A 15,294-nucleotide genomic window follows, 5' to 3' on the forward strand; every position below is an offset into this window, starting at 1 on the left:
GCGGAAGGGAACTGTGTGGTGACCAAGATCGAACGCCTGGGAGTCGTCGGTGGCGGGCAGATGGGCGGGGGCATCGCCGAGGTCGGCGCCCGCGCGGGCCTGGACGTGATCGTTCGCGAGATCGACGACGACGCGGCTCGGGCGGCTCGCTCTCGGCTGTGGAAGTCGCTCAACCGCGCGGTCCAGAAGGGCAAGCTGACCGAGGCCGAGCGCGACGCGACCCAGGAGCGCCTGCACTTCACCACCACCCTCACCGACCTCGACGACCGCGACATGGTGATCGAGGCGATCGCCGAGGACGAGGGCCTCAAGCTCAAGCTGTTCGAGGAGCTCGACGAGCTGCTCACCGACCCGGAGGCGATCCTGGCCTCCAACACCTCGTCCATCCCGATCGCCAAGCTCGCCGGCGCCACCAAGCGTCCCGACAAGGTCATCGGCGTGCACTTCTTCAACCCGGTTCCGGTGCTCAACCTGGTCGAGCTGGTTCCGTCGCTGCTCACCAGCGAGGACACCGTCGAGCGCGCCCGCGGTTTCGCCACCGAGCAGCTGGGCAAGGAGACCATCCGCGCCGAGGACCGCTCCGGGTTCATCGTCAACGCGCTGCTGGTGCCCTACCTGCTCTCGGCGATCCGCATGTTCGAGGCCGGGCACGCCAGCGCCGAGGACATCGACAACGGCATGGTGCAGGGCTGCGCCCACCCGATGGGTCCGCTGCTGCTGGCGGACATGGTCGGCCTGGACACCGTCAAGGCCATCGCCGACTCGATGTACCAGGAGTACGCCGAGCCCACCTACGCCGCTCCGCCGCTGCTCAAGCGCATGGTCGACGCGGGAATCAAGGGCAAGAAGACCGGCAAGGGCTTCTACACGTACGAATGACCGCTGTGGTCAACCTGCTTCGCGGTGCAGGTTGACTTCCACATCCGGAACAGCGGCTACCGCCGGAACTTCTCCTCGCCGATGGTGCCGCGCAGGGCGTCGACCGCGTGGTCGCGGTGCTCGGCGAGCAGGTGGACGAGGTCATCGGCGCGGCGGTTCTCCGCCGCGCCGATGATGGCCTCGTGCTCGCGACGGACGCGGGCCCGGTTGGTTCCGGAGTTGTAGTAGACGGCGCGGTAGGCGTCGGTGGCGTCCCAGAGCGTGCGCACCACGCGCAGCAGCCGCGGCATCCCGGAAGGTTCCAGCAGCGCGAAGTGGAAGCGGCGGTTGGCCGCGATCATCGCCACCAGATCGCCGTCCTCGGCCGCCCTCTCCACGTCCTGGCCCGCGTCGGTGATGCGCGTCAGATCGGCGTCGGTGAGCCGTTCGGTGGCCACCCTCGCCGCCTCGGATTCCAGCAGCTCCCGCATCCGGTAGACCTCCAGCAGGTCCGCCAGCGACAGCTCGGCCACCGAGTAGCCCCGGTGCGGCTGGTAGACGACCTGCCCTTCGGCTTCGAGCGTTTTCAACGCCTCGCGCAGCGGCACGCGGCTGACGCCCAGGCCTGCCGCGATCGTGTCCTGGCGGATCGGCTGGCCCGGCGAGAGCTCTCCCGACACGATGGATCTGCGCAGCTCATCGAGGACGAATGCCTGCGTGGTCGGCGGTCTGCGCATCGGAGTCTCCTGCGTCGGGTGCGGACACGCGGGCGCTCGGAACGGCTTGACCGCGCATCGATCAACTGTATATTGGATCCAAATTTCCGGACGCGCAAGAACGTCGTTGCGCGCGCCGTCGGAAGGGTGGGGTCATGGAAGCGCTGCCGTTGGACGGCGTCGTCGTCGCGGACTTCAGCCGGGTGCTGGCCGGCCCGTACGCCACGATGCTGCTGGCCGACCTCGGAGCCACCGTGATCAAGGTGGAGCGCCCCGGCACGGGGGACGACACGCGGTCCTGGGGGCCGCCTTGGACCGAGAACAGCTCCTCCTACTTCGAATCGGTCAACCGCGGCAAGCGCAGCGTGCGACTCGACCTCGCCCAGGACGAGGGTCGGGCCGCCGCACGCGAGCTGGTCCGGCGGGCCGACGTGCTGGTCGAGAACTTCAAAGTGGGTTCGCTGGCGCAGTACGGCCTGGACTTCGAGTCCGCGCACGAGCTCAACCCGGGGCTGATCTACACCTCGATCTCCGGCTTCGGCTCCCAGGAGGGCGCCGAGCTGCCCGGCTACGACTTCGTGGTGCAGGCGCTGGGCGGCCTGATGAGCATCACCGGTGAGTCCGACCGGCCCCCGGTGAAGGTCGGAGTCGCCGTGGTCGACGTGCTCACCGGCAAGGACGCCGCGCTGGGCATCATGGCCGCGCTGCGCCACCGGGAGAGGACCGGCCGGGGCCAGCACGTCGAGGTCAACCTGATGTCCAGCCTCCTGGGTTCGCTGGCCAACCAGATGTCGAGCCTGCTGACCACCGGCATCGCGCCGCAGCGGATGGGCAACCAGCACCCGAGCATCGCCCCCTACGAGACGCTGCGCTGCGAGGACGCCTTCCTCGCCGTGGCGGTCGGCAACGACGCGCAGTTCCGCAAGCTCAGCGAGGCGCTGGGCATGGTGTCCTTGGCCGACGACCCGAAGTTCGCCACCAACGCCCAGCGGGTCGCCCATCGCGAGGAGATGGTGAGCAGGCTGGAGAACGTGCTGGGCGCGCGCCCGGCCGCCGACTGGCAGCAGCGGCTGCAGGGCGTGGGCATCGCGTGCGGGCAGGTCAACGACCTGTCCGGGGCGGTGCACTACGCCGAGTCGCTGGGATTGCGGCCGATGGTCGATCCAGGCGGAGGCGCCGCGATGCAGGTGCGGATGCCCATCGACTTCTCCGGGCACGGCAGCGCCGAGGCGACCGCGCCACCGCTGCTCGGTGAGCACGACAAGGAGGTCCTCGCGTGGTTGGAGGGCCCCGAACAACAGCTTCCCCCGATCTCGTCCAGGAGGGACCCGCAATGAGCGCCGGTGGAAACCGCCCCAAGTTCGACCCGCACGACCCGTTGGGCATCGACGCCGAATTCACCCCGGAACAGCTGGCGATCCGCGACAGCGTGCGCGCCCTGTGCCGCGACCACGTGCAGCCGCACGTCGCCGAGTGGTACGAGAACGGCGAGTTCCCGCAGGCCCGTGAACTGGCCAGGGAGCTGGGCAAGCTCGGCGTGCTGGGCATGCACCTGGAGGGCTACGGCTGCGCCGGTCTGTCCGCTGTGGACTACGGGATCGCCTGCGAGGAGCTGGAGGCCTGCGACTCCGGACTGCGCTCGCTGGTGTCGGTGCAGGGATCGCTGGCGATGTACGCGATCTGGCGCTGGGGCTCGGAGGAGCACAAGCAGCGCTGGCTTCCGCTGATGGCGGCCGGCGAGGCGATCGGGTGCTTCGGCCTGACCGAGCCCGACCACGGCTCGGACCCGTCGTCGATGCGCACCGCCGCTCGCCGCGACGGGTCCGACTGGGTGCTCAACGGCCGCAAGATGTGGATCACCAACGGCAGCATCGCCTCGGTGGCGGTCGTGTGGGCGCAGACCGACGAGGGCGTGCGCGGCTTCGTGGTGCCCACCGACACGCCGGGATTCTCGGCTCCGGAGATCAAGCGCAAGCTCTCGCTGCGCGCGTCGGTGACCGCCGAGCTGGTGCTCGACGACGTCCGGCTGCCGGCCGATGCCGTGCTGCCCGAGGTCACCGGCCTGCGCGGCCCGCTGTCCTGCCTCAACGAGGCCCGCTTCGGCATCGTGTGGGGTTCGGTGGGTGCCGGGCGCAGCTGCCTGGAAGCGGCTCTGGACTACGCCACGAGCAGGGAGCAGTTCGGACGCCCGATCGGCGGTTTTCAGCTCACCCAGTCCAAGCTGGCGGACATGGCCGTGCGGGTGCAGAACGGCAGGCTGCTGGCGCTGCACCTGGGCAAGCGCAAGGACGCCGGGCAGTTGAGTCCGCAGCAGGTCAGCTTCGGCAAGCTGGACAACGTCCGGGGCGCGCTGGAGGTCGCCCGCACCGCGCGGACGATCCTGGGTGCCAACGGGATCTCGCTGGAGTACCCGGTGATCCGGCACATGACGAATCTGGAGTCGGTGCTGACCTACGAGGGCACCAGCGAGATGCACGCGCTGACCATCGGCCAGGCGCTGACCGGGATCCCGGCCTTCCGGGGATGACGGTTTCGTCACCTTAGCCTTGCTAAGGATCGTTCGGCGCCGGAGGCTGGCAGGACCTGGGACGAAAGGGTCTTGATGTCAGCCGTGGCGGTCGAACAGCGCAGCGTCGGAATACCGCGAGTGCTCTCGTCGGTGGCCGCGGTGGTGACCGTCGGGGTGTTCCCGGTGTTCCTGGTCGGCGGGCTGGGCGTGCAGTTGCAGCAGGACCTGCGCTTCGGCGCGGCGCTGCTGGGCGTGGGCGCGGCCGGGTTCTTCGGCGTGGCGTCGGTGTCCTCGCGCGGCATGGGCTGGGTGGTCGAGCGCATCGGCGCCCGGCTCGGCATGCGCATCGGCGTCCTCGGCAGCTCGCTGTGCCTGTTCGGCCTGTCGGCCGCGCCGAACGCGGTCTGGCTGATGGGACTGCTGTGGCTGGCGGGGCTGCCCAACTCGCTGGCGCAACCGGCTTCGAACCTGCTGATCGCACAAGGCATTCCGGCGCACCACCGGGGCATGGGATTCGGCGTGAAGCAGTCGTCGATCCCGGCCGCCACGCTCTTGGCGGGCGTGGCGGTGCCCGCCATCGCGCTCACCGTCGGCTGGCGCTGGGTGTTCCTGATCGGCGGCGTGATCGGACTGGTCGCGGCCGTGTCGGTGCCGAAGCTGCCGCAGGCCGAACGGTCCCAGGCCACCCGCCCGGGTTCGGCCGGCACCGACGGGAAGTTCACGGCGCTGCTGCTGATCGCGATCGCCGGCGGCTTGGCTTCGGCGGCGGCCAACGCGCTGGGAGCCTTCGTCACCACCACCGCCGTCGAGGTGGGCTTCAGCCCGTGGGCCGCCGGGCTGGTGCTGTCGCTGGGCTCGGCCGTGGGGCTGACGATCCGGCTGGCCGCCGGTGTGACCGCCGACCGGAAGAACCCCAACCTGATCCGCGTCATCACGGTGATGCTGCTGATCGGTTCGCTGGGTTTCGGCCTGATGGCGGTGGATTCGCCACCGGTGTTCCTCATCGGCGTGGCCATCGGTTTCGGCGCGGGCTGGGCGTGGCCGGGTCTGCTGAACTTCGCCGTCGCCAAGATCGCCCCGGACCGGGTGGCCAGCGCGACCTCCTTCACCCAGACCGGCATCTACTTCGGCGGCAGCCTCGGCCCGCTCCTGTTCGGACTCCTCGCCGAGCACGCAGGCCTCACCGGCGCTTGGATCGCCGCGGGGGCCTGCGCCATCACCGCCGCGATCCTGCTGATGTTCGTCCGGCGCTGACCGGGCCCGTCACTTGCGCGCGAGGCCGCCGAACATCAGGCGGTACGGGGTCGGGGTCCGCGTGCCCGGGTCCGGACGCCAGTCGCTCAGGTAGGTCGCGCCGGGAGGGACCGGAGTGAAGTCACCGAAGAAGGACTCGATGCGGTCGGCGTCGCGCGGGAAGAGCGGGTCCGAGGTCTCCGCGTAGTGCTCGGTGAGCGTGCGGGTCGCGGCCGGGTCATGGCTGCCGGTGACGTGCGAGACCAGCAGGTGGCTTCCGGGGGCGAGCCGGGCCCGGTACTCGGCCACCAGGTCGTCCGGGTCATCGGAGTCCGGGAGGAAGTGCAGCACCGAGGACATCAGCAGGCCGACCGGCTCGTCCACGTTCAGCAGCGCTCGGACCTCGTCGGACTCCAGCACCGACCGAGGATCGCGCATGTCGGCGTGGGTGATGGCGGCGTTGATCTCGGCGGCGAGCAGCGGCTTGCTGTGCGCGACCGTCAGCGGCTCGTTGTCCACGTAGACGACCCGGAAGTGGCGGGTGCGCCGACGCGCCACCTCGTGCACGTGACCGATGGTGGGGATGCCCGAGCCCAGGTCGAGGAACTGCCGGACACCGTGCGCGAGCAGGTATTCCACCGCTCGGCGCAGGAACGCGCGGGTCTCCTGGTAGGTGCCGGTGATGCCGGGCAGGGCAGTGCCGATGCGCTCCACCATGGCGCGTTCGACTCCGAAGTTGTGGCAGCCCCCGAGGAACGCGTCGTACATCCTGGCGGCAGCGGGACGCCCGATGTCCATCTCCCGGACAGCCGCATTGCGCGTGTCGACCATGCTCGTCCTCTCCCTCTCCACTGAAATCGTACAGTAGTCGGCACGTAACCCTTCGTGTTCAACATCGATCGGGCATGCGGATCGGCGTGCCCTTGTGATGGTCGGTCGTGCATATGACGATGTGGCTGCTGCGCCATTCACAGCGAATCCCGACAACGCGGTCCCAGGAGGTAGTCGTGTCCGACGTGCAGGCGGTGGTCTCGGCCGGCAAGGGCAGGCCGGTCGAGGTGGTGACGATCAAGGTGCCGGACCCGGGGCCTGGCGAGGCGGTTGTTCGCGTCCAGGCGTGCGGGGTCTGTCACACCGACCTGCACTACCGCGAGGGCGGCATCAGCGACGACTACCCGTTCCTGCTCGGCCACGAAGCCGCCGGTGTCGTGGAGCAGGTCGGCGAGGGCGTCACCGACGTCGAGCCCGGTGACTTCGTGGTGCTCAACTGGCGCGCGGTGTGCGGGGTCTGCCGGGCCTGCAAGCGCGGTCGTCCGCAGTACTGCTTCGACACCCACAACGCCTCCCAGCCGATGACGCTGACCGACGGCACGCCGCTGTCCCCGGCGTTGGGGATCGGCGCTTTCGCGGAGAAGACGCTGGTGCACGCCGGTCAGTGCACGAAGGTCGATCCCGCGGCGCGGGCCGCGGTGGCCGGACTGCTGGGATGCGGTGTGATGGCGGGCATCGGCGCGGCGGTCAACACCGGCCAGGCCGGACCGGGCGACAGCGTGGCCGTCATCGGTTGCGGCGGTGTCGGCGACGGTGCCGTGGCCGGAGCCGCGATGGCCGGTGCGCGGCGCATCATCGCCGTGGACACCGACCCCAAGAAGCTGAGCTGGGCCGAGGGCTTCGGCGCCACGCACACGATCAACGCCGCCGAGCAGGACAGCGTCGAGGCGATCCGCGAGCTCACCGGCGGTTTCGGCGCCGACGTGGTGATCGACGCGGTCGGCAGGGTCGAGACGTTCAAGCAGGCCTTCTACGCGCGCGACCTGGCCGGAACCGTGGTCCTGGTGGGCGTTCCGACGCCTGACATGACGCTGGACCTGCCGCTGCTGGACGTCTTCGGCCGGGGCGGCGCGATCAAGTCCTCCTGGTACGGCGACTGCCTGCCCGAACGCGACTTCCCGATGCTCATCGAGCTGTACCAGCAGGGCAGGTTGCCGCTGGAGAAGTTCGTGACCGAGGAGATCGCCCTCGGCGATGTCGAGCAGGCATTCGACAAGATGCACCGCGGAGAAGTCCTCCGCTCCGTGGTGACCTTCTGAGAGCCCCGCCGCTCGAAACCCCGAACCCCGAAGCCTGGTGGTGAAAATGACCTTGCGAATGGACCACGCGGTCACGTCCGGAACCTTCTCGCTGGACGGCCAGACGTTCGAAGTGGACAACAACGCCTGGGTCGTCGGTGACGACTCCGAGTGCGTGGTGCTGGACGCGCCGCACGACGTGGGCGCGATCCAGAAGCTGATCGGTGCTCGGAAGGTGCGCGCCGTGCTGTGCACGCACGCTCACGACGACCACGTGCGCCGGGCGCCGGAACTGGCCGACGCGGTCGGCGCCCCGATCCACTTGCACCCGGACGACCTGGTGCTGTGGAACATGACCCACCCCGACCGCGAGCCCGACCGGCAGCTGGCCGACGGCGAGGTGATCGAGGTCGGCGGCGGTGAGCTGCACGTGCTGCACACGCCGGGCCACGCGCCAGGAGCGGTGTGCTTCTACGCGCCTGCCGAAGGCGTGGTGTTCACCGGGGACACGTTGTTCGCCGGTGGGCCGGGTGCGACCGGGCGCTCCTACTCGGACTTCGGCGTGATCACCGCTTCGATCCGGGACCGGTTGCTGCCGCTGCCGCCGGAGACCCAGGTCCACCCTGGACACGGAGAGTCGACGACCATCGGCGATGTTCGTCCGCAATTCGACGAATGGGTGGCGCGCGGCCACTGATCAGTCCTCGGTTCGACACGGAGCGTTCTACACTCCCACTTTCGACGGATGAGGTGGGGTCGAACGGCGGGCAAGATCTTGGGCCCGTCGTTCGGCGTGCCGGTGCGACGGGAGCGGCGTGCCGCGGATGCCGGAACCCCCGACTCCGGTGTTCGCGGCGCGTGGTGCCGCCGGGGCCGGACTCGGCTCCGTGAGCCCCGTTGCAGACAGGCAGGTGCGATGGATCAGGTCGTCGGCAGGCTGGTGTTGTCCCGTTCGAAGTCGGGGTTCTGGCATTGGGCGCTGACCCATCGCGTGACGCTCGGCGACGTCGCGTTCGTGCTCGCCGCGTCGGTGCTCTACGCCTTCGACGCCGCGCTGGCCGACCACCCGCCGTGGATGCCGTGGTGGGTGCCGATGGCCATCGGCGGCCCCGCCGGTCTGCTGCTGCCGCTGCGCCGCCGGGCTCCGTGGGCGGTGCTGTTCGTGCTGGTCGCGACGGCGTCCGGGCTGAGCGCCTTCCAGCTGAGCATCGGTGCGCTGAACCTGGTGATCCAGGTCGCGCTGTACTCGGTCTGCGTGCGCAGCACGCCGTCGATGATGGTGGCCGCCGCAGGGCTGGCGATGTTCTACCCGGTCGTCGATGCGATCGCCTACGAGATGAGCCCGCTGATGGGCGCGCTGCGGGTCATCGGGGCCGTGGTGAACCTGGTGATCGTCGTCGGCCTGGCCTACGCGGTGCAGATCGGTCGCAGGCGCGCTGATCAGCTCGAACGCACGCTGGCGCTGCTCGACGAGGCTCGTGATCAGCTGGCCGCCGACGCCGCCTCGATCGAACGCGCGCGAATAGCGCGGGAGTTCCACGACATCGTCTCGCACAACCTGTCGGTGGTGGCGCTGCGCGCGGGCGTGGCGCGGGCGGTGATCGACCGCGATCCCGACCACGCCAGGCAGACGCTCCAGGAGCTGGAGAGCAGCTCGCGGGGAGCGCTGGGGGAGATGCGGGACATGCTCAGCGCGCTCCGCGAGCGCGACGTCACCGGCAAGGAAACCGTCGACTGGCAGCCCACGCCCACCTTGGACGGCCTCGACGCCCTGGTGGACTCGGTCCGCGGCGGGCAGGTGACCTGGAAGCTCGACCGGCGCGGTCCGGTCCGCGAGCTCGGGCAGGCCGTGGAGATGACGGCGTACCGCATCGCCCAGGAGGCGATGACCAACGTGCTCAAGCACGCCGGAGCCGGCCGAGCGCGGGTGCTGGTGGAGTACGCCCCCACCACGGTGCGCATCGAAGTCACCAACGAGCTCAGCGCGCTGGACGACCAGAAGCAGCGGGCTGCGCACCAACAGTCGGGTCACGGATTGATCGGCCTGCGGGAACGCGTTGCGCTGCTGGGTGGAACTTTGACAGCCCATCCCGTCATGAACGGTTTTCGCCTTGAGGCCGTGTTACCGTGCCCGGAAAATTCGGACCTGGCCTGAGCCGAAATGTCAGGCCGCCAGGACCTAGGAGGCTCGGTGGGAACTGCGGAGACGACCGTCCTGGTTGCCGATGACCAAGCGATGATCCGCGCGGGGCTGGTCGCGCTGCTGTCCAACGAGCCGGGACTGCGCGTTCTGGCCGAGGCTTCCGACGGTGACTCGGCGGTGGCCGCGGTGCGCCGGAGACGTCCGGACGTGGTGCTGCTGGACGTGCGGATGCCGGGAAAGGACGGCATCGCGGCAGCCCAGGAGATCCTCGCGGAGACCGATGGCGCGACATCGGTGATCATGCTGACCGTGCACGACCTCGACGAGTACGTCTACGGCGCGCTGCGCGCCGGGGCCAGCGGATTCCTGCTCAAGGACGCCAGTCCCGAGGAGCTCGTCAAGGCCGTGCACACGGTCGCGGCGGGAGAGGCGCTGCTGGCGCCCCGGGTGACCAAGCGGCTGCTCCAGCGCTTCGCCGCGCTGGGCGTGCGTGACGCCCGCAGCGAGCTGTCCGTGCTCACCGAGCGCGAGGTGGACGTGCTGCTGGAGGTCGCGCGCGGCGGCTCCAACGCCGAGATCGCCCGCAACCTCGGCCTGGCCGAGCTGACCGTGAAATCGCACCTGTACCACGTGATGCAGAAGCTGCAGATCTCCTCGCGGACGCAGCTGGTGATCCTCGCCTACGAGACGGGCCTGGTCTGCCCGGGGCAGGACAACGCCCGCCCGCCGCGCCAGGTCTCGGCCTGACGCCCTGCCGAACCCGTGCGGCGTGACGTGTCTAATGGGGTCATGCACGGCTCGGAACAGCACGAACTCAAGGTCGGACTCGTCGGCTACGGCTCAGGTGGAGCGATCTTCCACGCGCCGTTGATCGCCGCCAACCCGCGGCTGCGGCTCGACGCCGTCGTCACCTCCAACTCGGAGCGGCAGGCGCAGGTGCGCGCCGACCACCCGGGCACCGAGCCGGTGGCCGGCATGGACGCGCTGTTCGCCCGCGAGCCCGACCTTGTGGTCATCACGACCCCCAACCGCACGCACGTCGAGCTTGCCAAGGCCGCGCTGGACGCCGGTGTCCCGGTGGTGGTGGACAAGCCCTTCACGCCGACCGCGCAGGAGGGGCGCGAGCTCATCGAGCACGCCCGCGACCGGGGATTGCTGCTCACGGTGTTCCAGAACCGCCGCTGGGACAGCGACATCCGCACCGTGCGCAAGGTGCTGGCCGGCGGCGAGCTGGGACGGGTGCACCGCTTCGAGTCCCGCTTCGACCGCTGGGCGCCGCAGCCGAAGCGCACCTGGCGCGACTCCGGTGGCGCCGAGGACGTCGCGGGTCTGCTCTACGACCTGGGCAGTCATCTCATCGACCAGTCGTTGCAGCTGTTCGGCCCGGTCACCTCGGTCTACGCCGAGATCGACCGCCGCAGGCCGGGCGTGCGCGCCGACGACGATTCGTTCGTCTCGCTGACCCACGCCAACGGCGTCCGCTCGCACCTGTGGATGAGCAAGCTCGCGGCGGTCTCCGGCCCGCGCCTGCGCGTGCTCGGCGACCAGGGCACGTTCACCAAGCACGGCACCGACCCGCAGGAAGCCGACCTCCGCGCGGGCAAGCGGCCCGTGGACGAGACCTGGGGCCGCGAGCCCGAGGACATCTGGGGCGAGCTCGGCAACGGCGAGACCGCGCGGAAGGTCCCGAGCGAACCCGGCGCCTACCAGGCCTTCTACGACGAGGTCGTCGAAGCCCTCACGGTCCACGGCCCGGCCCCGGTGGACCCCGCCGACGCGGTCACGGCCCTGGACATCATCGCCGCGGCCCAGCGCTCTGCGGAGAACCAGACGGTCGAACGCATCCTCTGACGTGCACCACCCCGGCGTTGCGCGGCCTCCGCGTGACGCCGACGGCGGTGTCCCAGGGTGGTTTTGGTCCGAAACCGACCCGTGATCGAGTCCGTTTTGCCCGCTCGGTTCGGACCAAAACCGCCAGTGCCCAACGTTCCCCGATGCCCCTGCCCCTCCGCTGCGCAGGTCTGACGACCTGGCGCCGTTGCGCCGAGTTGCGCCTGCGCTGTGGGGCACCAGGCTGTGTGAGTGGTCGACGTTCGGGGGTCGGGGATGAGCAGTGATGCGCAGGTGTCCGAGGCGGGGTGGACGATGACCCCAGCGGTGAGCGAGCACCTGGAGCCGCAGGAGCTGGACGGGCTGCAGCTGTGGTGGCGCGCGGCCAACTTCCTGTCGGCGGGCCAGATCTACCTGATGGACAACCCGCTGCTGCGCGAGCCGCTGCGCCCCGAGCACATCAAGCCGCGGCTGCTCGGGCACTGGGGGACCACGCCCGGCCTGAACTTCATCTACGCGCACCTCAACCGGGTCATCCGGATGCGCGACCTCGCCATGATGTACGTGATCGGGCCAGGTCACGGCGGTCCGGGCCTGGTGTCGGCGGCCTGGCTGGAAGGCACCTACAGCGAGATCTACCCGGATGTCGCCCAGGACAACGACGGCCTGAAGCGGCTGGTCACCCAGTTCTCGTTCCCCGGTGGGATCCCCAGCCACGTGGCGCCCGAGACGCCGGGGTCGATCCACGAGGGCGGCGAGCTCGGCTACGCGCTCTCGCACGCGTTCGGGGCGGTGTTCGACAACCCCGACCTGATCGTTCCCTGCGTCATCGGCGACGGCGAGGCCGAGACGGGTCCGCTGGCGACCAGCTGGCACTCCAACAAGTTCCTCAACCCGGCCACCGACGGCGCGGTGCTGCCGATCCTGCACCTCAACGGCTACAAGATCGCCAGCCCGGCGGTCCTGGCCCGCATCCCCGACGACGAACTGCTCGGCATGCTGCGCGGTTTCGGCTACGAGCCCTACCTCGTCGCCGGGGACGAACCGGCGCCCATGCACCACCTGTTCGCCGCGACGCTGGACCGCTGCCTCGACGAGATCTCCGCGATCCAACGCCGGTCGCGGCGGGAAGGCGTCCAGCAGCGACCCCGGTGGCCGATGATCGTGCTGCGCACCCCGAAGGGCTGGACCGGGCCCGACACCGTCGACGGCAAGTACGTGGCAGGCACCTGGCGCGCGCACCAGGTGCCGATCTCCGATCCGCGGCGCAACCCCGAGCACCTGTGGCAGCTGGAGTCGTGGTTGCGCAGCTACGAGCCCGGGGAACTGTTCGAGTCCTCGGGAGCTCCGGTGCGCAAGATCCGCGAGCACAACCCGACCGGCGATCGCCGGATGAGCGCCAGCCCGCACGCCAACGGCGGGCACCTGCTGCGCGCTCTGCGGCTGCCGGAGTTCCGCGACTACGGGGTCGAGGTGGAGCAGCCGGGCGCGAGCTCCGGTGAGGCGACCCGCGTCCTGGGCCGGTTCCTCCGGGACGTGATGCGGCTGAACGAGAACGAGCGGAACTTCCGGGTCTTCTCGCCGGACGAGAACAACTCCAACCGGCTGGCCGCGATCCTGGCGGCGACCGCGCGCACCTGGGCCGCCGAGACCCTGCCCGGCGACGATTCGCTGGCGCGCGACGGCAGATTGATGGAGGTGCTCTCCGAGCACACCTGCCAGGGCTGGCTGGAGGGCTACCTGCTCACCGGCAGGCACGGGTTCTTCTCCTGCTACGAGGCTTTCGCGCACATCGTGGACTCGATGGTCAACCAGCACGCCAAGTGGCTGAAGGTCACCGGGCGGCTGGCCTGGCGGCAGCCGATCGCCTCGCTGAACTACCTGCTGACCTCCCACGTGTGGCGGCAGGACCACAACGGCTTCTCCCACCAGGACCCGGGGTTCATCGACCACGTGGTGAACAAGAAGGCCGAGGTGGTGCGGGTCTACCTGCCGCCGGACACCAACACGTTGTTGTCGGTGGTCGACCACTGCCTGCGCAGCCGCGACTACATCAACGTCGTGGTGGCCGGGAAGCAGCCCGCGCCGCAGTACCTGGACATGGAGTCGGCGGTGGTGCACTGCACCAAGGGGATCGGCATCTGGGACTGGGCCTCCAGCGACGAAGACGGCGATCCCGACGTGGTGATGGGCTGCGCGGGCGACGTGCCCACGATGGAGACCCTGGCCGCGGTGGACCTGCTGCTGCGCGAGTTCCCGGACCTGCGGATCCGGGTGGTCAACGTGGTGGACCTGATGCGGCTGCAGGGCGAGCGGGAGCACCCGCACGGGCTGTCCGACGCCGAGTTCGACAGCCTGTTCACCCGGGACCGCCCGGTGATCTTCAACTTCCACGGCTACCCGTGGCTGATCCACCGGCTGACCTACCGCCGGAGCAACCACGAGAACCTGCACGTGCGCGGGTACAAGGAGGAGGGCACCACCACCACGCCGTTCGACATGTGCGTGCTCAACCAGATCGACCGGTTCAACCTGGCCATCGACGTCATCGACCGGGTTCCCCGGCTCGGGCCGCGCGCCGCCTACGCGCGGGAGGCGTTGAAGACCAAGCTGATCGAGCACCGGCACTACGTGTCCACGCACGGCGAGGACATGCCGGAGATCCGGGAGTGGTCTTGGCCGGGCCGGTGAGGGTGCTGACGGTCAACGCCGGCTCCAGCAGCCTCAAGCTCGCCCTGCTCGACGGCGACGAGCTGGTCGACGACCGGCACGTGGAGCGCTGGGGCGGCGAACCGGAGCCGATCGAGGAATTCCTCGACGAGCACGGCGCCGAGGTCATCGGGCACCGGGTGGTGCACGGGGGCGATCGCATCACCGAAGCCACGCTCGTCGACGACGAGGTGCAGGCCTACCTGGAATCGCTCACCGACCTCGCGCCGCTGCACCAGCCGCGCGCGATCGATGGGATCCGGGTGGCGCGGCGGATCGCGCCGCGGGTGCCGTCGGTGGTGTGCGTGGACACCGCCTTCCACGCGAGACTCCCGGCCGCCGCCGCGACCTACGCGCTGCCGCGCGAGTGGAACGAGCGGTATTCCCTGCGCCGCTACGGTTTTCACGGGCTGTCGCACGCCTACGCGGTGCGGCGCGGGGCGGAGCTGACCGGTCTGGATCCCGTGCGCGGGAAGGTGCTGAGCTGCCACCTCGGGGCCGGGGCGTCGATGGCTGCGGTGCTCAACGGCCGTTGCGTGGACACCACGATGGGATTCACCCCGGAGGAGGGGCTGGTGATGAACACCAGGAGCGGCAGCGTCGATCCCGGTCTCATCGGCTGGCTCATCGAATCCCGGAGTATCGCGCCGAAAGAGGTCTTCGAGACCCTGGCGCGGAGGTCCGGAGTCGCGGGTCTGGCGGGCGGGAGCGGCGACCTCCGCGACGTGCTGGACGCCCGGGAGAACGGGGACCACGATGCCGCAACGGCTTTCGACGTCTACCGGCACAGCCTGGTGCGGCACGCCGGAGCGATGCTGGCGGTGCTCGGCGGGCTGGACCTCCTGGTGTTCACCGGCGGGATCGGCGAGCACCAGCCGCCGGTGCGCGCGGCGGTGGGCTCGGCGCTGGTCTTCGCCGGGGCGGCCATCGATCCGGCGCACAACATCCACGCGACGGAGGGCGAGATCAGCGCGGCCGGTGCCGCGGCCCGCAGCGTCGTGGTGCGCGCGCGGGAGGACTTGGAGATCGCGCGGCAATCGCGCGTCGCCGTGGCGGTGCACGAGTGAATTCGATCTTCACCCGTCCGTGTCTAAATTAATCCGAAAGAACATCCTCCGGTTATCGGCACGCTGTGCTGGGTCCGGTGTTTGCGCTGGAAATGCTTCTCGATTCGGCACTCTCGCGTGATTGGTGGAAACAGGCCGGTTACACGTCACGGTGTGTTTT

Annotated in this window: 13 protein-coding genes; 11 read left to right on the forward strand and 2 right to left on the reverse strand. The window is 69.9% G+C overall.

Features of this window, described 5'->3' with window-relative positions:
* Positions 1-18: 18 nt before the first annotated feature.
* Positions 19-879 (forward strand): 3-hydroxybutyryl-CoA dehydrogenase, encoded by an 861-nt coding sequence (locus tag AB0J78_RS19465; RefSeq protein WP_363790859.1) that lies wholly within the window; start codon positions 19-21, stop codon positions 877-879.
* A 56-nt stretch (positions 880-935) separates the two neighbouring features.
* On the opposite strand, the gene AB0J78_RS19470 is transcribed toward AB0J78_RS19465, so the two are convergent.
* Positions 936-1,595 carry a GntR family transcriptional regulator gene (locus AB0J78_RS19470; RefSeq protein ID WP_363790861.1) on the reverse strand — a complete coding sequence of 220 codons (660 nt, stop codon included), beginning with the start codon at positions 1,593-1,595 and terminating at the stop codon, positions 936-938.
* A 134-nt stretch (positions 1,596-1,729) separates the two neighbouring features.
* Here AB0J78_RS19470 and AB0J78_RS19475 point away from each other — a divergent pair, with 134 nt between their 5' ends.
* The 3 genes from AB0J78_RS19475 (at position 1,730) to AB0J78_RS19485 (ending at position 5,337) form a co-directional block, all read left to right on the forward strand.
* The gene (locus AB0J78_RS19475) at positions 1,730-2,911 is read left to right on the forward strand and encodes a CoA transferase (RefSeq protein ID WP_363790863.1); all 1,182 of its coding nucleotides are present in this window, start codon (positions 1,730-1,732) and stop codon (positions 2,909-2,911) included.
* Positions 2,908-4,101, forward strand: coding sequence for an acyl-CoA dehydrogenase family protein (locus AB0J78_RS19480; RefSeq protein WP_132685475.1), 1,194 nt, complete (start codon positions 2,908-2,910; stop codon positions 4,099-4,101). Before AB0J78_RS19475 ends, AB0J78_RS19480 begins: the two co-directional genes overlap by 4 nt.
* A 75-nt stretch (positions 4,102-4,176) precedes the next feature.
* Complete coding sequence (locus AB0J78_RS19485; protein WP_363790865.1) at positions 4,177-5,337, forward strand: MFS transporter; 1,161 nt, start codon at positions 4,177-4,179, stop codon at positions 5,335-5,337.
* A 9-nt stretch (positions 5,338-5,346) separates the two neighbouring features.
* Here AB0J78_RS19485 and AB0J78_RS19490 read toward each other — a convergent pair whose 3' ends face one another.
* Positions 5,347-6,147, reverse strand: coding sequence for an SAM-dependent methyltransferase (locus tag AB0J78_RS19490; RefSeq protein WP_363790867.1), 801 nt, complete (start codon positions 6,145-6,147; stop codon positions 5,347-5,349).
* Between the two features lie 119 nt (positions 6,148-6,266).
* Between AB0J78_RS19490 and AB0J78_RS19495 the strand changes: the two genes are divergently transcribed.
* The 7 genes from AB0J78_RS19495 to AB0J78_RS19525 all read left to right on the forward strand — a co-directional run bounded on the left by AB0J78_RS19495 (position 6,267) and on the right by AB0J78_RS19525 (position 15,134).
* Positions 6,267-7,406: an S-(hydroxymethyl)mycothiol dehydrogenase gene (locus AB0J78_RS19495; protein ID WP_363791117.1), complete on the forward strand. Its 1,140-nt coding sequence runs from the start codon at positions 6,267-6,269 to the stop codon at positions 7,404-7,406.
* Between the two features lie 46 nt (positions 7,407-7,452).
* Entirely contained in the window at positions 7,453-8,082 is a 630-nt protein-coding gene (locus AB0J78_RS19500; RefSeq protein WP_363790869.1) for an MBL fold metallo-hydrolase, read from the forward strand.
* A gap of 219 nt (positions 8,083-8,301) precedes the next feature.
* Complete coding sequence (locus AB0J78_RS19505) at positions 8,302-9,540, forward strand: histidine kinase (protein WP_363790871.1); 1,239 nt, start codon at positions 8,302-8,304, stop codon at positions 9,538-9,540.
* Between the two features lie 36 nt (positions 9,541-9,576).
* On the forward strand, positions 9,577-10,275 hold the full coding sequence (locus AB0J78_RS19510; protein ID WP_132620158.1) for a response regulator transcription factor: 699 nt from the start codon (positions 9,577-9,579) through the stop codon (positions 10,273-10,275).
* Positions 10,276-10,317: 42 nt separating this feature from the next.
* Positions 10,318-11,379 carry a Gfo/Idh/MocA family oxidoreductase gene (locus AB0J78_RS19515; protein WP_363790873.1) on the forward strand — a complete coding sequence of 354 codons (1,062 nt, stop codon included), beginning with the start codon at positions 10,318-10,320 and terminating at the stop codon, positions 11,377-11,379.
* Positions 11,380-11,673: 294 nt separating this feature from the next.
* On the forward strand, positions 11,674-14,049 hold the full coding sequence (locus AB0J78_RS19520) for a phosphoketolase family protein (RefSeq protein WP_363791119.1): 2,376 nt from the start codon (positions 11,674-11,676) through the stop codon (positions 14,047-14,049).
* Positions 14,034-15,134, forward strand: coding sequence for an acetate/propionate family kinase (locus AB0J78_RS19525; RefSeq protein ID WP_363790875.1), 1,101 nt, complete (start codon positions 14,034-14,036; stop codon positions 15,132-15,134). Before AB0J78_RS19520 ends, AB0J78_RS19525 begins: the two co-directional genes overlap by 16 nt.
* Positions 15,135-15,294 lie beyond the last annotated feature (160 nt).

The organism is Saccharopolyspora sp. NPDC049426 (assembly GCF_040676935.1).
Classification (GTDB): Bacteria; Actinomycetota; Actinomycetes; order Mycobacteriales; family Pseudonocardiaceae; genus Saccharopolyspora.